18 protein-coding genes are annotated in these 22,216 nt (G+C 73.1%); 15 read left to right on the forward strand and 3 right to left on the reverse strand.

All coding sequences use genetic code 11. The annotated features are described in order from the left end of the window. Positions 1 to 25: 25 nt before the first annotated feature. On the reverse strand, positions 26 to 1,294 hold the full coding sequence (locus DEJ32_RS11110) for an MFS transporter (RefSeq protein WP_110901324.1): 1,269 nt from the start codon (positions 1,292 to 1,294) through the stop codon (positions 26 to 28). 42 nt (positions 1,295 to 1,336) lie between these two features. Between DEJ32_RS11110 and mnmA the strand changes: the two genes are divergently transcribed. The 9 genes from mnmA to DEJ32_RS11155 all read left to right on the forward strand — a co-directional run bounded on the left by mnmA (position 1,337) and on the right by DEJ32_RS11155 (position 14,266). Further along, complete coding sequence (gene mnmA / locus DEJ32_RS11115; RefSeq protein ID WP_110901325.1) at positions 1,337 to 2,443, forward strand: tRNA 2-thiouridine(34) synthase MnmA; 1,107 nt, start codon at positions 1,337 to 1,339, stop codon at positions 2,441 to 2,443. A gap of 75 nt (positions 2,444 to 2,518) precedes the next feature. Continuing rightward, on the forward strand, positions 2,519 to 4,888 hold the full coding sequence (gene ligA, locus DEJ32_RS11120) for an NAD-dependent DNA ligase LigA (protein ID WP_110901326.1): 2,370 nt from the start codon (positions 2,519 to 2,521) through the stop codon (positions 4,886 to 4,888). Between the two features lie 180 nt (positions 4,889 to 5,068). Next, the gene (locus DEJ32_RS11125) at positions 5,069 to 6,412 is read left to right on the forward strand and encodes an alpha/beta hydrolase (protein WP_110901327.1); all 1,344 of its coding nucleotides are present in this window, start codon (positions 5,069 to 5,071) and stop codon (positions 6,410 to 6,412) included. Between the two features lie 183 nt (positions 6,413 to 6,595). Beyond that, the gene (locus DEJ32_RS11130; RefSeq protein ID WP_110901328.1) at positions 6,596 to 8,857 is read left to right on the forward strand and encodes a transglycosylase domain-containing protein; all 2,262 of its coding nucleotides are present in this window, start codon (positions 6,596 to 6,598) and stop codon (positions 8,855 to 8,857) included. A 137-nt stretch (positions 8,858 to 8,994) separates the two neighbouring features. Further along, positions 8,995 to 9,294 (forward strand): Asp-tRNA(Asn)/Glu-tRNA(Gln) amidotransferase subunit GatC, encoded by a 300-nt coding sequence (gatC, locus tag DEJ32_RS11135; RefSeq protein ID WP_110823724.1) that lies wholly within the window; start codon positions 8,995 to 8,997, stop codon positions 9,292 to 9,294. Positions 9,295 to 9,302: 8 nt separating this feature from the next. Beyond that, on the forward strand, positions 9,303 to 10,850 hold the full coding sequence (gene gatA / locus DEJ32_RS11140) for an Asp-tRNA(Asn)/Glu-tRNA(Gln) amidotransferase subunit GatA (RefSeq protein ID WP_110901329.1): 1,548 nt from the start codon (positions 9,303 to 9,305) through the stop codon (positions 10,848 to 10,850). After that, positions 10,850 to 12,352: an Asp-tRNA(Asn)/Glu-tRNA(Gln) amidotransferase subunit GatB gene (gatB, locus tag DEJ32_RS11145; protein ID WP_110823726.1), complete on the forward strand. Its 1,503-nt coding sequence runs from the start codon at positions 10,850 to 10,852 to the stop codon at positions 12,350 to 12,352. The genes gatA and gatB overlap by 1 nt, the downstream gene beginning before the upstream one ends. 136 nt (positions 12,353 to 12,488) lie before the next feature. After that, positions 12,489 to 13,577 (forward strand): type III polyketide synthase, encoded by a 1,089-nt coding sequence (locus tag DEJ32_RS11150; protein WP_110901330.1) that lies wholly within the window; start codon positions 12,489 to 12,491, stop codon positions 13,575 to 13,577. After that, positions 13,574 to 14,266 (forward strand): methyltransferase domain-containing protein, encoded by a 693-nt coding sequence (locus DEJ32_RS11155; protein ID WP_258369018.1) that lies wholly within the window; start codon positions 13,574 to 13,576, stop codon positions 14,264 to 14,266. The genes DEJ32_RS11150 and DEJ32_RS11155 overlap by 4 nt, the downstream gene beginning before the upstream one ends. Before the next feature lie 35 nt (positions 14,267 to 14,301). On the opposite strand, the gene DEJ32_RS11160 is transcribed toward DEJ32_RS11155, so the two are convergent. Beyond that, positions 14,302 to 15,354, reverse strand: a complete 1,053-nt coding sequence (locus DEJ32_RS11160) for a zinc-dependent alcohol dehydrogenase family protein (protein WP_110823728.1) — start codon at positions 15,352 to 15,354, stop codon at positions 14,302 to 14,304. Between the two features lie 80 nt (positions 15,355 to 15,434). On the opposite strand from DEJ32_RS11160, the gene DEJ32_RS11165 reads away from it, so the two are divergent. Both DEJ32_RS11165 and DEJ32_RS11170 read left to right on the forward strand, forming a co-directional pair. Then, on the forward strand, positions 15,435 to 16,364 hold the full coding sequence (locus DEJ32_RS11165; protein WP_258369019.1) for a DUF3097 domain-containing protein: 930 nt from the start codon (positions 15,435 to 15,437) through the stop codon (positions 16,362 to 16,364). Between the two features lie 211 nt (positions 16,365 to 16,575). Then, positions 16,576 to 17,229: a spermidine/putrescine ABC transporter substrate-binding protein gene (locus DEJ32_RS11170; RefSeq protein ID WP_110901332.1), complete on the forward strand. Its 654-nt coding sequence runs from the start codon at positions 16,576 to 16,578 to the stop codon at positions 17,227 to 17,229. Here the strand turns inward: DEJ32_RS11170 and DEJ32_RS11175 are convergent. Then, complete coding sequence (locus DEJ32_RS11175; RefSeq protein ID WP_110901348.1) at positions 17,226 to 17,654, reverse strand: DUF3054 domain-containing protein; 429 nt, start codon at positions 17,652 to 17,654, stop codon at positions 17,226 to 17,228. The two genes, DEJ32_RS11170 and DEJ32_RS11175, sit on opposite strands and share 4 nt — an antisense overlap. 93 nt (positions 17,655 to 17,747) lie before the next feature. Here DEJ32_RS11175 and DEJ32_RS11180 point away from each other — a divergent pair, with 93 nt between their 5' ends. From DEJ32_RS11180 to DEJ32_RS11195, 4 genes are all read left to right on the forward strand, one after another. Further along, positions 17,748 to 19,319 carry an inositol monophosphatase family protein gene (locus tag DEJ32_RS11180; RefSeq protein ID WP_181420658.1) on the forward strand — a complete coding sequence of 524 codons (1,572 nt, stop codon included), beginning with the start codon at positions 17,748 to 17,750 and terminating at the stop codon, positions 19,317 to 19,319. A gap of 99 nt (positions 19,320 to 19,418) precedes the next feature. Further along, on the forward strand, positions 19,419 to 20,174 hold the full coding sequence (locus DEJ32_RS11185; protein ID WP_110823732.1) for a hypothetical protein: 756 nt from the start codon (positions 19,419 to 19,421) through the stop codon (positions 20,172 to 20,174). A gap of 55 nt (positions 20,175 to 20,229) precedes the next feature. Next, the gene (locus tag DEJ32_RS11190) at positions 20,230 to 21,348 is read left to right on the forward strand and encodes an ATP-binding cassette domain-containing protein (protein ID WP_110901334.1); all 1,119 of its coding nucleotides are present in this window, start codon (positions 20,230 to 20,232) and stop codon (positions 21,346 to 21,348) included. Between the two features lie 71 nt (positions 21,349 to 21,419). Beyond that, positions 21,420 to 22,199, forward strand: a complete 780-nt coding sequence (locus DEJ32_RS11195) for an ABC transporter permease (protein WP_110901349.1) — start codon at positions 21,420 to 21,422, stop codon at positions 22,197 to 22,199. Positions 22,200 to 22,216: the final 17 nt, after the last annotated feature.

A 22,216-nucleotide genomic window follows, 5' to 3' on the forward strand; every position in this document is an offset into this window, starting at 1 on the left:
CGGGACACCGCCGGGGCGGCGCCGCTCAGCGCAGCGTGCGGGGCAGGTAGCGCGGCACGTAGCGGAGCAGGACGCCGGCGCCGACGAGCCCGAGCACGCCCATCACCCCGCTCGCGACCGCGATCGTCGCGACCGCGGTGACACCCGAGATGACGAGCGGGGCTGCCGCGGAACCGACGTCCCCGGTGAACCGCCACGCCCCGAGGAACGGTGCCGGACGGTCGGCGGGCGCGAGGTCGGCACCGAGCGTCATGAGGATGCCGGAGCCGACGCCGTTCGCGAGCGACATCGCCATCGCCACCGCGACGAACCAACCGACCCGGGCGTCGAGGTGGTCGCTCCCGGCGAGCAGGAAGTAACAGACGCTCAGGCCGAGCATGCAGGGCAGGGCGCTCGCCAACCGGCCCCACCGGTCCATGATCTGACCGCTCGTGTAGAACAGCGCGAAGTCGACCGCCCCGGCGATGCCGATCACGAGCGCGGCCGCCGAGTCGTCGAGTCCGACGTTGACCGCCCAGAGCGGCAGGATCACCTGGCGGCCCGCCCGCATCGCGCCGATGAGCGCGGCACCGCTGCCGAGCCGGACGAGGACCCGGTGGTGCTGACGGAGGGTGCGGAACAGCCCCTCGGACTCCGCCTGCACGAACTGCTCGCCCTCGTGCTCCGCGGGCGCCGGCCGGGAGGCGCGGCGCGGCCACTGCAGGCCGCGCGCGCCCGTCGCCGGGTCGCGGATGACGAGGAGCACGACGGCCGCGCCGAAACAGCACACGACGTGCACCCAGAACGCGCTCTGCGTCGTCCCCGTGAGGTGCACGACGCCCGCGGCGAGGAACGGGCCGACGAAGTAGCCGAAGCGGAACACCCCGCCCAGGCTCGACAGCGCGCGGGCCCGGATCCGGAGCGGGATCGCGGTGGTCATGTAGGCGTGCCGGGCGAGGGCGAACACCGCCGTCGACAGGCCGACCAGGAAGACCCCGACCGCGAGCACGACCGGGTTCGGCGCTGCCGTGCAGACGAGCAGGCCGACGACCGACACGACCGCGGCGCCGATCATCGCGTTCCGTTCGCCGATCCGCGCGACGACGACCCCGGAGGGCACGTCGCCGATGAGCTCGCCGACGAGGATGAGGGACGCGACGAAGCCGGCGATCGCGAGGCTCGCCCCGAGGGAGGCCGCGGCGATCGGGATGATCGGGATGATCGCGCCCTCGCCGATCGCGAAGAGCGCCGCGGGCAGGAAGCCGGACAGCAGGACGCCACGGAGGTCGAAGCCGTCGTTCGGGGTGCTCGTCATCGTCGAGCAACGGTACGCCGGTGTCGGAGTTACCCTGGACGCATGCGTGTTCTGGCGGCGATGAGCGGTGGGGTCGACTCGGCGGTGGCCGCTGCCCGGGCGGTCGAGGCCGGCCACGACGTCGTCGGCGTGCACCTCGCCCTGAGCCGGATGCCGGGCACCCTCCGGACCGGCAGTCGCGGCTGCTGCACCATCGAGGACTCGATGGACGCCCAGCGGGCCGCCGCCGCACTCGGCATCCCGTACTACGTGTGGGACTTCTCGGCGCGCTTCAAGGAGGACGTCGTCGACGACTTCGTGGCCGAGTACCAGGCGGGGCGCACCCCGAACCCGTGCATGCGGTGCAACGAGCGCATCAAGTTCGCCGCGCTGCTCGAGAAGGCCCTCGCCCTCGGCTTCGACGCGGTCTGCACCGGTCACTACGCCTCGATCGTCACCGGCGCCGACGGCTCGCGCGAGCTGCACCGCTCGGCGGCGTGGGCGAAGGACCAGTCCTACGTCCTCGGCGTGCTGACCGCCGAGCAGCTCCGGCACGCGATGTTCCCGCTGGGCGCCACCCCGTCCAAGGACGAGGTCCGGGCCGAGGCGGCGGCGCGCGGGCTGACGGTCGCGCAGAAGCCCGACTCCTACGACATCTGCTTCATCCCGGACGGCGACACCCGCGGCTGGCTGGCGGACCGTGTCGGCACCGCGCCCGGCGAGGTCGTGGAGCGCGACGGCACGGTGGTCGGCTCCCACGAGGGCGCCACCGGGTACACCGTCGGACAGCGTCGCGGCCTGGCCCTCGGCCGTCCCGCAGCCGACGGCAAGCCCCGCTTCGTGCTCGAGATCCGTCCGAAGGACAACACCGTCGTGGTCGGCCCGAAGGAGGCCCTCGACGTCGCCTCGCTCTCCGGCACCCGGTACACCTGGGCGGGAACGGCCCCGTCCGACCCGTCGACGCCGTTCCGGTGCGACGTGCAGATCCGCGCCCACGCCGACCCCGAGCCGGCGACCGCACGGGTCGAGGACGGCGCCCTCGTGATCGAGCCCGACGAGCCCCTGTCCGGCGTCGCACCGGGGCAGACCGCGGTCGTGTACGTCGGCACCCGGGTGCTCGGGCAGTGCACGATCGACACCACGGTGTCGGCCGCTCCCGTCCCCGCCTGATCCGGCGGTCCACGCCCCGGGACGGGCGCACCGCTGCTGCGCGCGGCGTCGGTGGAGCACGGTAGAACTGACTGCATGAGCGAGACCGACGCGACCTTCGAGACCATCGACCCCGCGGGGCTCGACGCCGCGCAGGCCGCTCGGGAGGTCGACCGGCTCCGCGCCCGTGTCACCGAGCTGCGTCACGCCTACTACGAGGGCAACGGTTCCCCCGTCGCCGACGCCGAGTACGACGCGATGATGCGCCGGCTCGACGCGATCGAGCAGCGCTTCCCCGAGCTGCTCACCGAGGACAGCCCGACGCAGACGGTCGGCGGGCAGGCCCAGACGACGCAGTTCGCGCCGGTGGAGCACGCCGAACGCATGCTCAGTCTCGACAACGTGTTCAGCCCGGAGGAACTGACCGACTGGGCGCTCAAGGTCCAGCGGGACGCCGGGACCGAGCGCGTGCGGTTCCTCACGGAGCTGAAGATCGACGGCCTCGCCATCAACCTGCGGTACGAGCACGGCCGGCTCGTCTCGGCGGCGACCCGTGGCGACGGCGTCGTCGGTGAGGACGTCACCGGCAACGTCCGGACGATGGGCACCATCCCGGACCGGCTCGCCGGCACCGGACACCCGCCCCTCGTGGAGGTCCGCGGCGAGATCTTCTTCCCGGTCGCGCAGTTCGACGAGCTGAACGCCCGGCAGCGCGACGCCGGCGAACGCGTGTTCGCCAACCCCCGCAACGCAGCAGCGGGCTCCCTGCGCCAGAAGGAAGAGGGCAAGTCCCCGGCGAAGCGCGAGCTCATGGTCGACCGCCTCCGCCGACTCCGGATGCTCGTGCACGGCATCGGTGCCTGGCCGGTGCGGGACCTCGAGCGGGACACCGACGTCCGCGCCCAGTCCGAGGTGTACGAGCTCCTGCACGAATGGGGACTGCCGACCGGCACGCACCACCGCGTGTTCGACTCGATCGAGGACGTCCTGGGGTTCGTCACGGACTACGGGGAGCGCCGGTCGGCGGTCGAGCACCAGATCGACGGCATCGTCATCAAGGTCGACGACCTGGCCCTGCACGAGGAGCTCGGCTCGACCTCCCGCGCGCCGCGCTGGGCGATCGCGTACAAGTACCCGCCGGAGGAGGTCCACACGAAGCTGCTCGACATCGTCGTGAGCGTCGGACGGACCGGGCGCGCGACACCGTTCGCGTCGATGGCCCCGGCCGAGGTCGCCGGCTCGGTCGTGCGACAGGCGACGCTGCACAACCAGCAGGTCGTCAAGGCGAAGGGCGTGCTGATCGGCGACACCGTCGTGCTCCGCAAGGCCGGCGACGTCATCCCCGAGGTCCTCGGCCCCGTGGTGGAGCTCCGCGACGGTACCGAGCGCGAGTTCGTGATGCCGACGGACTGCCCCGAGTGCGGTACCCCGCTCCGTCCGGCGAAGGAGGGGGACATCGACCTCCGCTGCCCGAATGCGGAGAGCTGCCCGGCGCAGGTGCGCGGGCGGGTGGAGCACATCGCATCGCGCGGGTCGCTCGACATCGAGGGCCTCGGTGAGGTCGCCGCCGCCGCCCTGACCCAGCCGGTGTACCCGGAGACGCCGCCCCTGGTGACGGAGGCCGGGCTCTTCGACCTGACGATGGAGGACATCGTCCCCATCGAGGTCATCGTGCGGGACGCCGAGACCGGCATGGAGAAGACCGAGGACGGCGGCGCCCCGAAGCGCGTCACCCCGTTCAGCCGGGCACGCAAGAAGACCGACCCGCCGTTCGACCCCGAGGCCCGCGGCGCCGACTACACGGGGGAGCCGGGCCGCTACCCCTCGAAGAACGCGTTCGAGATGCTCGCGAACATCGACGCCGCGAAGACGAGGCCGCTGTGGCGGATCCTGGTCGGCCTGAACATCCGGCACGTGGGACCCGTGGCGGCCCGCGCGCTGGCGAACCACTTCGGGTCGCTCGACGCGATCCGGTCCTCCTCGCGGGAGGACCTGGCGGCGGTCGACGGCGTCGGCGGCATCATCGCGGACGCCCTCCTCGACTGGTTCGAGGTCGACTGGCACCGCGAGATCATCGACCGGTGGACCGCGGCCGGCGTGCAGCTCACCACCCCCGGCCACCCGGGCCCGGGCGCAGCCGTCGCCGAGGGCGGTGTGCTCAGCGGCGTGACCGTCGTCGCCACGGGATCGCTGGAGGGCTTCACGCGGGAGGGCGCGCTCGAGGCGATCATGGCCGCGGGCGGGAAGGCCGCGTCGAGCGTCAGCAAGAAGACCGACTTCGTCGCTGCCGGGCCGGGTGCGGGGTCGAAGCTGACCAAGGCCGAGCAGCTCGGCGTGCGGGTCATCGACGCGGCGCAGTTCGCGGTCCTCGTCACCGAGGGGCCGGCAGCGCTCGCCGATCCGGCCCCGGACGACGCTGTGCCGGACGACGCGGTGCCGGACGACACGGAGAAGCCCGCGACCTGATGCGGACGCATGCACACCGGAGCGGGATCCGGCTGCTGCGACGCGCCAGGGCCTGTCCCCAGTACGGGGGGCAAGTTGCATCCCGCATGACCCCCGAAGGGCCGTTCTCCATACACTCGACAGCGCATCACCTGTCGTCTGCAGGGGAACGACAGGCTGGCCTTCCAGGGGGAGACCCGTTTGCTGCTCTTCGCCGCGGCGCTGCTGACCGCCTCGATGCACTCGCAGGGAGTGGTCGAGGCCCCGGCCGTGCCCGCCGTCGCCGTCGTCCAGGCGACCTCGTCCGCGCCCATGCGACACGCGCCTCCCGAGCAGGGACGGGACGGAGCCGTCGACGCTCTCGCCGACGCCACCGGGCAGCGCTGGCTCGAGGTGCTCGCGGCGGCACCGCCGACCGTCCTGCGCGCGGCCGACGCCGACGGCCGGGTCCTCACCACCGCGATGGACGACCCGCCCACCAGCAGCACGGTGACGGCGTGGTGGTCGGCGCTCTCACCCGCGACGCGGACCGTCCTCACCGACGACGCCCCGGCGGTCGTCGGCAACCTCGACGGGGTCCCCTTCGACGTGCGGGACGCGGCGAACCGAGCGGTGCTGACGTCGGAACTCGCCGACCCGCAGGCCCCGACGGCGCTGGCCGCGATGCTCGGACAGGTGCAGGAATCGCTCGAGCAGGAGCCCGGCGACCCGCGCAAGTACCTCGTCACGCTGGACACGCGGGGGAGCGGTCGGTGCGCGATCTCGGTCGGTGACATCGGGACGGCCGGGCACGTGTCGGTCGTCGTCCCGGGCATCTTCTTCACCGTGAACGGGCAGATGGCGGACTTCACCGCGACCGCCGGTGACGTGTACCGGGAGCAGGCGACCGTCGCCCCCGTCGCGGCACCCGCGGACGGACCCGGGGTGGCGGTCCTGGCCTGGATGGGCTACCGCACGCCGGGCATCTCCGACTTCATGTCGCTCGACCTCGCGCACCTCGGGGCGGACCGACTCGTCCGGACGCTCGACGGCATCCGATCCGTCCGCACCGGCCACGAGCCACGGCTCGGCGTCGTGGCGCACTCGTACGGGTCCACCACCGCGATGATCGCACTCTCCTCGGGGCGGGTCACGGTCGACAGCCTCACCATGCTGGGGTCGCCCGGCAGCGCGGTCACCACGGCCGACCAACTCGCGGTGACCCCGGGGCAGGTGTACGTCGGCGGAGCGCACTGGGACCCGGTCGCCGGGACCGGCTTCTTCGGGACCGACCCGGGCCTCGCCGCGTTCGGGGCGGCACGGCTCGACCTCCTCGTCGCGGACGACCCGGACGGAGGCGGCGACGTGTTCCGACAGCCGTTCGGGCACAACGACTACCTCAAGCCGGGCACCGCGTCGCTGCACGACGTGGCGCTCATCGCGGTCGGACGGGGTGACCTGGTCCGTGGTGAGCACCACGAGGGCGACGGCCGGCACGGCGACATCGTCCAGGCGACGCCGGACATGTACCTCGTCCGGCCGCAGGACCTCCAGCCGCGCGACTGACGACCACGGGGTCGGCGGACGTGACCGGATCGTGACCCGGGGGTGCGCTGGGAGGTGATCCGTGCCTCCTGGCCGCACCGTCGGGGCGGGTGCGAGCCGGTCGTGCGCCTTCCTGTGCGGCCGCGCAGCCCCGAGCCGGCGCGCAGCAGACCCGACCCAGCGCGGCTCCCTACCGTCCTCGACATGCGGATCGCGCGCTGGCCGGGGGCCTTCCTGATGTTCGTCGTCATGTCCGTGCTCGCCGGGCTGCTCGTCGCCGTCGCGGTGACGCCGACGGTGGCGGTGGCGGGCGAGGGGGCCTCGGGGGCCGCGGAGTTCTTCGAGGACCTGCCGAGCTACCTCGACATCCAGACACCGCAACAGCTCTCGACCGTCTACGCGAAGCAGGGTGGCAAGGACGTGCCGATCGCCTCGTTCTACGCGGAGAACCGCACGGACGTGACGTCGTCGCAGATCGCCGACAGCCTCAAGCAGGCCGCGATCGACACCGAGGACCCCCGGTTCCGCGACGAGGGCGGCATCGACGTCGTCGGCACCATCCGCGCCGCCATCGCCGACGCCCTGCACGCGGGTGTCCAAGGCGGGTCGAGCATCACCCAGCAGTACGTGAAGAACGTGCTCGTGCAGCAGTGCGAGCAGCTCACCGGTAAGGACCCCGCGTCCACCAAGACGAAGGTGGACGCCTGTTACGACAAGGTCGCCGGCCAGACCGAGGCCCGGAAGCTCCAGGAGATCCGGTACGCGATCGCGGTCGACCAGAAGTACACGAAGGACCAGGTCCTGACCGGGTACCTCAACATCGTCGGCCTCGGCGGGCGTGTCTACGGTGCGGAGGCCGGTGCGGAGTACTACTTCGGCGTGCACGCGGCGGACCTCTCCCTCGTGCAGTCCGCGACCCTGGTGGCGATCCTCAACAACCCGTCGTACCTGCGCATCGACGCGCCGGACAGCACCGCGAACGGTGCGGCGAACGGGTACCGGCTGACGAAGGTCCGGCGCGACTACGTCCTGCGCCGCATGCACGCCCACGGCACGATCTCGGCGGCTACCCTGCGGAAGGCGGTCGCGACGCCGATCACACCGCGGATCACCGACACCGCGAACGGGTGCTCGAGCGCCGCGACGGAGTACGACGCGGGGTACTTCTGCGACGCCGTGCGGTCACAGCTGCTCGCGGACCCGGCATTCGGGAAGACGGCCTCGGACCGGATCGCGACCCTCGACACGAAGGGGCTGTCGATCCACACCTCGCTCGACCTCGACCTGCAGCACACCGCGCAGGCGGCGCTGTCGTCGTACGTGCCGACCACCATGGCGGGCGTCGACGCCGGTGGGGCGAACGTCACCGTCGAACCCGGGACGGGACGCGTGCTGTCGATGGTGCAGAACACGGACTACACGCAGTCGGACGCCCCGACCGCCGGTGCCACGGCGGTGAACTACAACGCGGACCAGGCCGTCGGCAGCTCGGGCGGCTTCCCGACCGGTTCCACCTACAAGGTCTTCACCCTGGCGGACTGGTTGGCGAACGGACACACGCTGTCGCAGTCGGTGTCGACGACCGAGCACACGTTCCCGCAGTCGGAGTTCACGAACTCGTGCGTCGGTGTCGGCGGTGCGCCGTGGCAGGTCGCCAACGCCGAGCAGGTGGAACCGACGATGAGTGTGCTCGCGGCCACCGTGGAGTCGATCAACACCGCGTTCGGCGCGATGGCGAAGCAGCTCGACCTGTGCGGCATCCAGAAGACCGCCGAGGCGATGGGCATCCACCAGGCCGACGGCAGTGCACCCGACTCGAACCCGGCGTCGGTCCTGGGAACGAACCCACTGTCGCCGATCGACCTCGCCGAGGCGTACGCCGGCTTCGCGAACGGCGGCATCGTCTGCACGCCGACCACGATCGACTCCGTCACGACCGCCAGCGGCGGCACGATCCGACCGACCCCGCCCACGTGCTCGCGCGGCGTCAGCGCCGAGGTCGCCGGCACCGTCGACTACGCGCTCCAGGGCGTGCTGTCGGGGAAGGGGACGGCCGCGAGTGCGAACCCCGGCGACGCGGTGCCGAAGTTCGCGAAGACCGGCACGACGGACGGTGACGAGCAGAACTGGCTCATCGCCTCGTCGACGAAGTACACGAACGCCACGTGGATCGGCAACGTGCAGGGCCACGTCCGGTTGGCGGACTGGCCGTTCCTGCAGGGGACGACCGGGTACAGCGCGAAGTTCGGGGTCGGCAAGCAGATGATGGCCTACCTGGACGGCGTCGTCGGCGGGGGGCCGTTGCCTGCGCCCGACCCGGTGCTCATCGGGTCCGCGGCGCCCGCGCCGACCGCGGCTGCGCCAGCGGCCCCGGCCCGGGCTGCGGGCCTGGGTGGAGCGGCGGCAGCCGGGCCCGGTGGTGTGGGCACGGGGTCAGCCCCCGGGCAGGCCGCTCCGGAGCGCTGAGCACCAGGCGTCCTGCTCGAACGCTCGGCTCGGCTGCGGGTCCGGGTCCGGGTCCCGAGCCGAGGAGGGGCGTCCGACCTCCGTCCGGCCCGCCCAATAGACTGGGCGGCATTCCACGAACCGATCGACGGAGCACCATGCCTGACATCACGAGCGAGCAGGTCGCCCACCTGGCGAACCTCGCACGTATCGCACTCACGCCCGACGAGATCGAGAAGATGACCGAGGAGCTGTCACTCATCGTCGACAGCGTCGCGAAGGTCACCGAGGTCGCGACCCCGGACGTCCCCGCGACGAGCCACCCGGTCCCGCTCGAGAACGTTTCCCGCCCCGACGAGGTCGGCCAAACGCTCACCCAGGAGCAGGCCCTCTCGGGTGCCCCCGACTCGGACGGCGAGCGCTTCCGCGTGACCGCGATCCTCGGCGAAGAACAGTAGGCGGAACAGTGACCGACGACATCACCACACTGAGCGCCGCTGCGCTCGCCGACGCCCTCGTGGCCCGCGACGTCTCGAGCGTCGAGGCGACCCAGGCGCACCTCGACCGCATCGCCGCCGTCGACGGGGACGTGCACGCGTTCCTGCACGTCAACCAGAACGCGCTCGCCGCGGCCAAGTCGATCGACTCGCGCCGCGCCGCCGGGGACGACCTCGGCCCGCTCGCCGGCGTGCCGATCGCCGTGAAGGACGTCCTGTGCACGCAGGACATGCCCACCACCTCCGGGTCGAAGATCCTCGAGGGCTGGGTCCCGCCGTACGACGCCACCCCCGTCGCGAAGCTCCGCCGTGCCGGCCTGGTGCCGCTCGGCAAGACGAACATGGACGAGTTCGCCATGGGCTCGTCGACCGAGTTCTCGGCCTACGGCCCGACGCGGAACCCGTGGGACCTCGACCGGATCCCCGGCGGGTCCGGCGGCGGCTCGGCCGCTGCGGTCGCCGCGTACGAGGCGCCGATCGCCCTCGGGTCCGACACCGGTGGGTCGATCCGCCAGCCGGGCGCCGTCACCGGCACCGTCGGCGTCAAGCCGACCTACGGTGGCGTCAGCCGCTACGGCGCGATCGCGCTCGCGTCGAGCCTCGACCAGATCGGCCCGGTGTCCCGCACCGTCCTCGACGCCGCGCTCCTGCACGACGTCATCGGCGGGCACGACCCGAAGGACTCGACCTCGCTCCGCCAGGAGTGGCCGTCGTTCGCCGCCGCCGCGCGGGAGGGCCTGCAGGCCGACTCGATCCAGGGCGTCCGCATCGGCGTCGTCAAGGAGCTCGCCGGTGGCGAGGGCTTCCAGGCGGGCGTGACGCAGCGCTTCCAGGAGACCGTCGCGCTGCTCGAGTCGGCCGGTGCGGTCGTCGTCGAGATCGATGCGCCGTCGTTCGCCTACGCGATCAGCGCCTACTACCTGATCCTCCCGGCCGAGGCGTCCTCGAACCTCGCCAAGTTCGACTCCGTGCGCTTCGGTCTGCGCGTCACGCCCGAGGGCGGGGCCACGGTCGAGGACGTCATGGCCGCCACGCGTGAGGCCGGCTTCGGTCCGGAGGTCAAGCGCCGCATCATCCTCGGCACCTACGCGCTGAGCGCCGGCTACTACGACGCCTACTACGGCAGCGCGCAGAAGGTCCGCACGCTGGTGCAGCGGGACTTCGCCGCCGCGTTCGACCAGGTCGACCTGCTCATCAGCCCGTCGGCGCCGACCACCGCGTTCAAGATCGGTGAGCGCATCGACGACCCGCTCGCGATGTACCTCAACGACCTCACCACGATCCCGGCGAACCTGGCGGGTGTGCCTGGGATGAGCATCCCGAACGGCCTCGCGCCGGAGGACTCCCTGCCGACCGGCGTGCAGCTCATGGCGCCGCAGCGCGAGGACGCCCGGCTCTACCGCGTCGGCGCGGCCCTCGAGCGGCTCCTCGAGCAGCAGTGGGGTGCCCCGCTCATCTCCCGGATCCCGGACCTGGACGCCGTACAGCAGTCCGCCGCAGAGGAAGGTGTCATCTGATGGCCAAGGACGCACTCATGGACTTCGACGAGGCGATCGAGCGGTTCGAGCCGGTCCTCGGCTTCGAGGTGCACGTCGAACTCGCGACGAAGACCAAGATGTTCTCGGACGCGCCGAACTTCTTCGGTGGCGAGCCGAACACGAACGTGACACCGGTCGACCTCGGCCTGCCCGGGTCCCTGCCGGTCGTCAACGAGCAGGCCGTGCGCTACTCGATCCAGCTCGGGCTCGCGCTCGGCTGCTCGATCGCCGAGAGCTCGCGGTTCGCGCGGAAGAACTACTTCTACCCGGACAACCCGAAGAACTACCAGATCTCCCAGTACGACGAGCCGATCGCGTTCGAGGGCGAGGTCGAGGTCGAACTCGCCGACGGCACCATCTTCCAGGTGCCGATCGAGCGCGCCCACATGGAGGAGGACGCCGGCAAGCTGACGCACGTCGGCGGCGCCACCGGTCGCATCCAGGGCGCCGAGTACTCGCTGGTGGACTACAACCGCGCCGGCGTGCCGCTCGTCGAGATCGTCACGAAGCCGATCATCGGCGCGAAGGAGCGCGCGCCCGAGCTCGGTGCCGCCTACGTGCAGGTCATCCGCGACCTCGTGCGTGCGCTCGGCGTCTCCGAGGCCCGGATGGAGCGCGGGAACCTGCGGTGCGACGCGAACATCTCGCTGCGCCCCTGGGGACAGGAGGAGCTCGGCACCCGGACCGAGACGAAGAACGTCAACTCGTTCCGCGCGGTCGAGCGCGCCATCCGCTACGAGATCCAGCGCCAGGCCGCGATCCTCGCTGCCGGTGGGACGATCACGCAGGAAACCCGGCACTGGCACGAGGACACCGGCCGCACCTCGGCCGGGCGCCCCAAGTCGGACGCGGACGACTACCGGTACTTCCCGGAGCCCGACCTGCTGCCCGTCGTGCCGGACCCGGCCCTCATCGAGGAGCTCCGCGCCGGCCTGCCCGAGGCACCGGTGGCCCGCCGTCGCCGGCTCAAGGGCGAGTGGGGCTTCGCCGACCTCGAGTTCCAGGACGTCGTCAACGGCGGCCTGCTCGACGAGGTCCAGGCCACGGTCGACGCCGGTGCCGCTCCGCAGGCCGCCCGCAAGTGGTGGACCGGCGAGATCAGCCGCGTTGCCAACGCGCAGGACGCCGCTCCCGGCGACCTGGTGTCACCGCAGCACGTCGCCGAGGTCATCGCGCTCGTCGAGTCCGGCGACCTGACCGACCGGCTCGCACGCCAGGTCCTCGAGGGCGTCATCGCCGGTGAGGGTTCACCGGCGCAGGTCGTCGAGGCCCGCGGGCTGAAGGTCGTCTCGGACGACAGCGCCCTCACCGCCGCGGTCGACGAAGCCCTCGCCGGCCAGCCCGACGTGCTGCAGAAGATCCGCGACGGCAAGGTCCAGGCCGCCGGCGCGATCATCGGTTCGGTCATGAAGGCCATGAAGGGCCAGGCGGACGCCGCACGCGTCCGCGAGCTGGTCCTGGAGCGCGCCCAGCAGCAGTAGGGCGGGGCACTGCGAGACGGGAGGCCCGTGGCGGGATCGCCACGGGCCTCCCGTCCGTCCGCGGGCGGCTCGGACGCCAGCCACGGCGTCCGGACCATCCTGGGGACACGTCAGTGACCTGGTGACAGGATGGAGCGTGTCAGCAACGATCCGAGCCATCGGTACCGCCGTCCCGCGGACCACCCTCGGGCAGGCGGAGGTCCGTGACCTCTTCGCCGCCCAGCCCGGCCTGGGGCGGCTGGCGACCCGACTCGTCCCGGCGGCGTTCGACGCCTCCGAGGTGGAGCACCGTCACAGCGTCCTGCCTGAGCTCGACGCAGCGGCCGAGCCCGGGCCCTTCCGCGACGCCGACGGCGTGCTCGCCTCGCCGAGCACCGGGATGCGCAACGACCGCTTCCGCGAACTCGCGCCGCCCCTGTTCGTCGGTGCCGCCCGCGACGCCCTCGAACGCGCCGCCGTCGACCCGGCGACCGTCACGCACGTCGTGACCGTGTCCTGCACCGGCTTCACGCAGCCCGGTCCGGACCTGGCGATCGTCGAGGAACTCGGCCTGCCGCGCAACGTCTTCCGCCAGCACGTCGGCTTCATGGGGTGCTTCGCGGCGTTCCCGGCCCTCCGCATCGCGGACGCCTTCGTCGGAGCCGACCCGTCGGCCGTGGTGCTCGTCGTGTGCGCCGAACTCTGCACGCTGCACGTGCGTCACTCGGCGGACCCGGACCAGATCGTCGCGAACAGCGTCTTCGGGGACGGGGCCGCCGCCGCCGTCGTCACCGCGGACGGCGCCGGGCTGCGGCTCGACGCGTTCACCACCATGGTGCTGCCCGAGGGCGCGAGTGAGATGGCGTGGAACATCGGTGACGAGGGCTTCGAGATGGTCCTCAGCACCGCGGTGCCGAAGCTCATCGGCGTGCACGCGCAGGAAGCGGTCGCCCCGCTCCTCGACCCGCGCGGCTGGACCCCCGACGACGTGCCGGTGTGGGCCGTGCACCCGGGCGGTCGGGCCATCCTCGACCGCACCCAGGACGCCCTGCACCTGCCCGACAGCGCCCTGACGGCCAGCCGGACGGTGCTGCGCGAGCACGGCAACATGTCGAGCGCGACCGTGCTGTTCGTCCTGCAGGAAGCCCTGGCCGCGGGACCGACCGACGGCACCCCTGTCGTCGCACTCGCCTTCGGGCCGGGCCTGACGGTCGAGGCCGCGGCACTGACGGTGGTGGGTGCGTGACGGACCGGATCGACCTGTCCACGCGCGCCGTCGACCTGCGCGAACTCATGGACGACCCGGACTGCGACCCGACGACGCTCGACCGGACCTACCGGCGGTTCGCCGTCGTGAACGCGGCCGTGAGCGGCTGGCGGTCGGTGTGGCAGACGCACGTGGTGCCGGCGCTGCCCGCGACCGGACGGGCCCGCGTGCTCGACCTCGGCTGCGGCGGCGGGGACCTCGCCCGGTCGCTGAGCCGGTGGGCGCGGGGCGACGGCTTCGACCTCGAGGTCGTCGGTGTCGACCCGGACCCGCGCGCGATCCGGGCGGCCGAGCGGCTGTCGGCGCCCGGAGTCACCTTCCGGCAGCAGTCGAGCGCCGAACTCGTCGCCGCTGGTGAGCGGTTCGACGTGGTCGTCTCGAACCACGTGCTGCACCACCTCGACGACGCCGAGCGCGACGCGTTCCTGCGTGACTCCGCGGTGCTCGCCGGGTCGCGCAGCGTGCACTCCGACATCCGGCGGTCCGCAGCCGCCTACCGGCTGTACGCGATCGGGTCGGTGCTCGTCACCGCGGGGACGTTCATCCGCGAGGACGGGCTCCGCTCGATCCGCCGCAGCTTCACGGTGCCGGAGCTGGCCGCCGCCCTGCCGCCGGGGTGGCGGGCCGAGTCGGCGTCCCCGCACCGGGTCCTCGCGGTCCGGGGCTGACCCCCTCCGCACGACGGCGCGAGGGACACCGACCCCTACGGGCGCAGCAGCACCTTGATCGCCCGGCGCTCGTCCATCGCGGCGTACGCCTCGGCGGCGTCGTCGAGCGGCAGTTCGAGGTCGAACACGCGGCCCGGGTCGATCGTGCGGGCGAGCACGTCGGGGAGCAGCTCCTCGATGTAGGCGCGGGCCGGGGCCATGCCGCCGCCGACCGTGATGTTCCGGGCGAACAGGAACGGCATCGGCAGCTCCGGGTCGCCCGCGGGGACGCCGACGTACCCGACGTTGCCGCCCGGACGGACGACCCGCAGCGCCTGGTCCATGCTCTCCGCGGTGCCGACGGCCTCGAGCGCGCAGTCGGCCAGGTCGCCGCCGAGCAGGTCGCGGACCGCCTGCACGCCCTCGTCACCGCGGGCTTCCACGATGTCGGTCGCGCCGAACTCGCGTGCGAGGGCCTGGCGGTCCGCGTGGCGGCTCATGGCGATGATCCGCTCCGCGCCGAGTCGCGCGGCCGCGAGGACACCGGACAGGCCGACCGCACCGTCACCGACCACGACGACGGTCCTGCCCGGACCGACCTCGGCGGAGACCGCAGCGTGGTGCCCGGTCGAGAAGACGTCGGACAGCGTCAGCAGCGACGGGACGAGGTCGTCGTCCACCGGGCCCGGCACGACCACCAGGGTGGCTGCCGCATCCGGCACGCGGACGTACTCCGCCTGTGCGCCGCCGAGCGGGTGACCGTACGCGTCCGGCGTCACGCCGAACGTGGAGCGGTGGTCGCAGCCGCTCGTCATGCCGTGCGCGCAGGCCTGGCAGGTGCCGTCGTTCGTGGTGAACGGGGCGATGACGAAGTCGCCGACGTGCAGGTCCGTGACCCCGTCGCCCACCTGGTCGACGACGCCGACGAACTCGTGGCCGATGGCGCGCGGCTCGGTGGTGTCGCGGACGCCCCGGTACGGCCAGAGGTCGGAGCCGCACACGCAGGCGGCGGTGATGCGGACCACGGCGTCGGTCGGCTCGATGATCGTCGGGGCGTCACGCTCCTCGACGCGGATGTCGCGGGGGGCGTGGATGACTGTTGCGCGCACGGGGAGTGCCTTCCGTCGTGATGGTGGGGGACCGGCCGGTCGACGTCGTCCTGCCGCCCGTCGACAGTACGCTCGTGCGGGTGGACGAGGACCGGTACGGCAGCGACGTGCTCTCGGGCGACTGGCGCTCGCGAGGCGTGCGGAAGGTGCGGCAGGTGCCGCTCGAACGGGGCATGGTGCTCGAGGACCCGGCCTCCGGCTGGGCCGGCGCCGTGGTCGGGCTCGAGGCGGGCAACGTGTCGCTCGAGGACTGGAAGGGCCGCACCCGCGCCTTCCCCTTCACGGGGCAGTTCCTGCTCGAGGGCGAACTCGTCACCCTGACCCGCCCACAGGCTCCCGTCGGCCGCGCCGCCGCCGCGGCACCGCCGGCGAGGACGAGCGGACCGGCCGGGAGGCCCGTCCAGGCCCCGGCGGTCCGGCGTGCGCCCGAGGGTGGCCGCCTGCGCACCGCGTCCGGCTCGTTCGCGGTCGAGCAGCAGCGCGCCCGCGTGGCGCTGCCATCCCGGATCATGGTCGAGGGCAAGCACGACGCCGAACTCGTCGAGAAGGTGTGGGGCGCGGACCTCCGCGTCGAGGGCGTCGTGGTCGAGGAGCTCTCCGGCGTGGACAACCTGGCCGACGTCCTCGACGACTTCCGCCCGACCCGGGAGCGCCGGGTCGGCGTGCTGGTGGACCACCTCGTGCCGGGCTCGAAGGAGTCGCGGTTCGCCGAGGCCGTGATGCGCGGGAAGTGGGGCGCGCACGTGCTCGTCGTCGGGCACCCCTTCGTGGACGTCTGGCAGTCGGTGAAGCCCGCGCGCGTCGGACTGCGCGAGTGGCCGATGATCCCGCGGTCGATCGAGTGGAAGGCCGGCATCTGCCAGGCGCTCGGCTGGCCGCACGCTGAGCAGGCCGACATCGCCCGGGCGTGGCAGCGCATCCTCGGGCAGGTGCGGACCTTCGCCGACCTCGAGCCGCAGTTGCTCGGACGGGTCGAGGAGCTCATCGACTTCGTGACCGAAGCGCCATGATCACCCGCCCTCGCGAGCTCGGTCGGCGCTGGCGCCGCGCGCCGCTGGCGCCGCGCGCCGCTGGCGCGTCGCCTGAGCGGGGCGCGCGCGACTCCGTGACCGAACCGGTCTGACCCGAGCGCACCGGTCTGGCGGACCCACACCGGGCCTCCCGTCCGGACCCGCCCGGCGCCTCCGCGCGGATCCCGGGCGCGCCGCCTACGCTGGCGGGATGGACGGCATCGACGGACGCGTGCGGAACGCCGTCGACGTCTGGCTGCGCTGGCTGCCGCGGTGGCAGATCGGTTCCACACGTCCACGCACCCGGATCTGCCGACGCTGCACCGGGTCGCCGATCGCGGCGGCCGCGGGCTTCGGGCCGGACGTGCCGCACCCCGTCCAGCACGCGCTGATCGGTCGGATGTCGGCCATCGTCGAGGACGCGGTCGACGAGTACACCGCGCGGAACCTGCCGCTCCTGCAGCGGGAACTCGAGCGCGCCGCCGCCCGGAAGCGACGGGCCGGGTACCAGCCGGCGGAGGGACTCGAGCCCGAGTTCCAGGGGCTGGACGTCGACCCGCAGCCGCAGCCGGGTGAGCCGTTCCTGTTCACGCTCGGTGAGCTCGCCGGCACCGGCGCGAGCGAGCAGGAGCCGCGCGAGCCGCTGTCGGACGAGGCGAAGGCCGCGCTCCGGCACGAGATCGAGCTATCCGACGAGTGCGCCCGGTCGACCGGGACGGCGGTCTGCCTGGCGCTCACGGACCACCGGGAGCGCATCGCCGAGGCGGTCGACCGTCTGGTCGAACCGCAGATCGCCGCACTCGTCTCGGACATGTTCCGCGGGCTGGACGGACCCGACGAGGGCCCGCGGGGCGGACTCTTCTAGCGCTGCGGAGTGGCCGCACCGGTCGGGGCACCGGTCCGGCGGGCCCGGGCGCGCAGGACCAGTCGGGCGAGCAGTCGCCACCCGACCAGGAACACCCCGAGGACGATCGTCGTGACCACCACGAACGAGATCGGCAGCGGGTTCCCGTCCACCACGCCCTGCCCGGTCGCGACCCGGATGGCCAGACCGACGAAGACGGTCAGGACCCACACCACGACCGCGGTCGGCCAGGTGACGAGCGGCCGGGACCATGCCCCGGACGTCACGTACGCGATCGCCCACCCCGCGAGGAAGGGGTACGCGGTCGTCCACAGGCCGAGCGGCGCGAACGGTTCGCCGTGCGACCCGCGGCCGATGACGGCGAACGTCACGATGAGCACGACGTCGACGACCGCCGCGAGCCAGTTCCAGGGTCGAGTCTCCACGGCACCATCCTCGCAGGCGTCCGGGTGCGGCGGGCAGCCAGGAGTTCACCGTCCCGTCACGTGCCGTTGGGGCGGTCCTCCCACCATGGAGTGGTGACGACGCTCGAGAGCCCGGCCCCCGCACCGACCGGGAGGCTCGGCCCGCGTCCGCCGCGGATCGTCGCGTCCCGCGGTGCCCCGCGCGTCCGCCGCGAGGACACGCTGCCCGCCGTCGCGGTCGCCGAGGCGCTCGGCGCGGACGTCATCGCGGTCGACGTCCGGCGCACCGCCGACGACGTCGCGGTGCTGCTGCACGACGAGACCCTCGGGCGGATGTGGGGCGACGGCCGCCCGGTGTCGGAGGTGCCCTGGTGCGACGTCGCACGGCTCGGCAACGGACTCGACCGCATCCCACGGCTCGACGCGGTGCTCGAGCGACTCGACGGGTGCTCGGCGTCACTGCTGGTCCGGCTCGCCGACCCGGCCGACGCCGCCGTGGCGGTCCGCACCGTGCAGGCCGCGGCGGGGTCCGTGCCGGTCGCCTGGCGGGGGACCACCGACGCCGTGACGGCCGTGCGCGCGCTGCTGCCCGAGGCCGACGTGTGGCTGCCGTGGGACTCGCTCGGAGCGCCGACGGCCGCGCACCTGACGACGGTACGGCCCTCGACGCTCGACCTCGACGTCGCGTTCCTGACCCCGGCGACCGTCCGGGCCGCACACGCCCTGGGCCTCTGCGTGGCGGTGTGGACCGTGGACGACCCCGAGCCGACGCGCTGGGCGACCCGACTCGGGGCCGACCTGCTGCTCACCGAGGACGTCGCCACGGTGCACGCCGTGCTCGCTGCGGCGGAGCGGGACGGCTGGGTCCCGCGTCGCGAGCCGACCGAGCCCGAGGTCGCCGGACGGGCCCAGGCCCTGGCACACCGCATCGCGCACGAGGTGATCGCCTTCACCCGGGAGCACCGGATCAGCACGGACGCCGGTGACGCCGCCGCCCGGGTCCTCGACCTCGACCGCGCGATCGAGCAGCACGTCCGCGGCCGGGTCCGCGCGGTGTTCCCGGAGCACGGCTTCACGGGCGAGGAGTACGGCGTCGCGCCCGGGGACAAGCACCGGTGGTACCTCGACCCCGTCGACGGCAGCACGAACCTGGCGAACGGCGTGCCGTGGACGAGCACCTCGCTGTGCCTGACCCGCTCCGGACGGCCCGTCGTCGGCGTCGTCGCCGACCCGTGGCGCGGCGAGGTGCTGGAGGCCCGCCGCGGCCGGGGCGCCACCGAGCGGGACCGGGTCCTGCGTCTCGACGACAGCCCACGTGCCCTCGCCGGTGCGGTGGTCGGCACCGAGCTCGACGGGCACCGTCCGTGGCCGGGCCTCACCGCGTTCGTCACGGCGCTCGCCGCGCGGTCGTGCTCCGTGCGGGTGACCGGGTCCGGCACGCTGACGATCGCGCAGGTCGCGGCCGGGCGGGGGATCGGCGCGTGCACGCCCGCGTTCGACCCGGTCGACCACGGTGCCGCGGTCCTGCTCGTGCACGAGGCCGGCGGGGTGGTGCTGACCCTGGACGGACCGGTGTCCGACTTCCCGCCGGTCGGGGCACCGTTCCTCGTGGCACACCCCGGCGCCGCCGACGAGCTGGCCGCGATCTGGTCCGCGGCGCTGCTCGGTGCGGGGTCGGAGCGGTGACGCTCTGCGGCTGCTTCTGAGCACACACCCAGTCAGTCCGGGCCGGGGGTGCCTACCGTGGGCGCCAGCGGGCACGGTGTCCGCACGAAGGAGCACGTCATGGGATTCCTCGACCGTCTGCTCGGCCGCGAGGAGCGTCCGGCACAGCCACGACCCGGCGGCGGACAGCAGCAGGGGTACCAGTACGGCCAGCAGTCGTACCAGCAGCCGTACGGCGCACCGCAGCAGCCGACCGGCGCACCGCAGCAGCAGGGCGGTGGCGAGGACGAGCGCGCCGTCGCGCGCTACCGCTACCTGCTCCGCACCGCTCCGCCCGAGCGCATCGAGGAGGTGCACGCCGAGGCCTTCGCGCAACTCACCCCGGAGCAGCGCCGCATGGTCTACGAGGAGTTCACACGCACCGCACCCGCCGGTGAGGCCCCGCGCGGCGACGACCCCCGCTCCCTGGCCCAGTCGGCGACCCGCTCCGAGCTCCGCCAGCCCGGGTACATGGAGCGCTCGCTCGGCGGCATCGGCGGCGGCGGCGGGTTCGGCGGACGGCAGGGATCCGGCTTCGGCAGCATGCTCGGCGCCTCCCTGCTCGGCACCGTCGGTGGGTACGTGATCGGGTCCGCCCTGATGAGCGCCTTCCTGCCGGACCCCGGGTCGTTCGACGGTGGAACCGATGCAGGGGCTGCGGACGACGGCGGTCAGGGGGACACTGGTGACGGATCCGGTGACGGCGGTGCGTCCGACGGCGGCGGGTACGAGAACGCCTCCTGGGGCGATGGCGGATCCGACTTCGGCGGTTCGAACGACGGCGGCGGGTTCGACCAGGACTTCGGCGGCGACTTCGGTGGTGGCTTCGACGTCTGAGTGACGCTCCGCGCTCCACCGGCCCCTCCTGTCCAGCCGGTCACGAAGGAGCGACATGGCGATCATCGAGGCCACCGGCCTCACCAAGACGTACACGTCACGGTCGGGGCCCGTCCACGCGTTGGCGGGCCTCGACCTCTCGGTGCCGGAGGGCACCGTCACCGCACTGCTCGGCCCGAACGGCGCCGGGAAGACCACGACCGTGAAGGTGCTCACCACCCTGGTCGTCCCGGACGCCGGCACCGCGACCGTCGCCGGCACCGACGTCGTCGCCGACCCGCAGGGCACCCGGCGCGCGATCGGCGTGTCCGGGCAGTACGCCGCGGTCGACGAGAACCTCACCGGGGCCGAGAACCTCGAGATGATCGGCCGGCTGTACCACCTGGGACGCCGGGCCGCGCGCGACCGGGCCCGCGAGCTCATCGACGTGTTCGGGCTCGCCGAGGCGGGGGACCGGCCCGTGAAGGGGTTCTCCGGCGGCATGCGCCGGCGGATCGACCTCGCCGGGGCACTCGTGATGAACCCGCGGGTGCTGTTCCTCGACGAACCGACGACGGGCCTGGACCCGCGCAGCCGTCTCGCGCTCTGGGGGATCATCGAGGACCTCGTCGCTGACGGTGCAACCGTGCTCCTCACCACGCAGTACCTGGAGGAGGCCGACCAGCTGGCCGACGACATCGCCGTCATCGACGACGGTCGGGTCATCGCCGAGGGCACCTCGGACGAGCTCAAGGCGCAGGTGGGCGGACACCGGCTCGCGGTGACGCTGGTCGACGCCGCCGACGGGGAGCCCGCGACGGCCGTCCTCCGGCGTCACGGCAGCGGCGAGGTCGAGACCAGTGCGGACGGTCGGTCGCTGGCGGTCGCCGTCGACGCCGGGCCGGCGGCCCTGCAACGGGTCCTGGCCGACCTCGGGGCGGCCGACGTCGCGCTGCACGACGCGGGCATGCGCCGCCCCACGCTCGACGACGTGTTCCTCCGGTTGACCGGGCACGCGGCGACGGCGGACGAGGCGGAGGCGGGCGACGGGGCGGGCGCGGGCCGGGCCTCCCGGCGGGGCCGCGGAGCACCACCGCCGGACGACGGCACCACCGGCACCGGGGCGGGGTCGCCCGGTGACCCGGACGCCGGTTCACACCTGGCGGCGGGTGCCGGACGGGAGCGGAGCCGGTGACCGCGACGTCCACCGGGTCGGCCCTCGGGCGGCAGCTGCCCGTCGTGGTGACGTCCCCGCTCGCGGTGTGGATGGAGGACGGCTGGGTCGTCACGAAGCGGAACCTCACGAAGCTCAAGCGGTCGCCGGACATGCTCGTCTTCGCCGTCCTCCAGCCGATCATGTTCGTCCTGCTGTTCAGCCAGGTGTACGGCGGTGCGATCAGCGTGCAGGGGACCGACTACACGCAGTTCCTGATGGCCGGGATCTTCGCGCAGACGGTCGTGTTCGGGGCGACGTTCTCCGGGTCGGCGATGGCGCAGGACCTGAAGGACGGGCTCGTCGACCGGTTCCGCACCCTGCCGATGTCGGCGTCAGCGGTGCTCGTGGGCCGGACGGCCTCGGACCTCGTGCTCAACGGCATCTCGATGGTCATCATGATGGTGACCGGCCTCGCCGTCGGGTGGCGGGTCACCTCGTCGCCGTTCGAGTTCCTGGCCGGCGTCGGGCTCCTGCTGCTGTTCAGCTACGCGTTCAGCTGGGTGATGGCCCTGCTCGGCATGAGTGTGGGGACGCCGGAGGTCATCAACAACGCGTCGTTCATGATCCTGTTCCCGCTGACGTTCATCTCGAACGCGTTCGTCCCGAGCGAGACCATGCCGCTCGTGCTCCGGGTCTTCGCCGAGTGGAACCCGGTGTCGTCGCTCGTGCAGGCCGCCCGGCAGCTGTTCGGCAACGCGGGGTCCGCGCCGGTGCCGGACATCTGGACCATGCAGCACCCGATCGCCACCGTGCTCATCGGGATCGTGGTGATGCTCGCGGTGTTCGTGCCGTGGGCGGTGCGCAAGTACACCCGGATCAGCAGCACCTGACGCAGGGCTCCGGGCGG

Origin of the sequence: Curtobacterium sp. MCPF17_046, from assembly GCF_003224295.1 — a bacterium.
Classification (GTDB): Bacteria; Actinomycetota; Actinomycetes; order Actinomycetales; family Microbacteriaceae; genus Curtobacterium.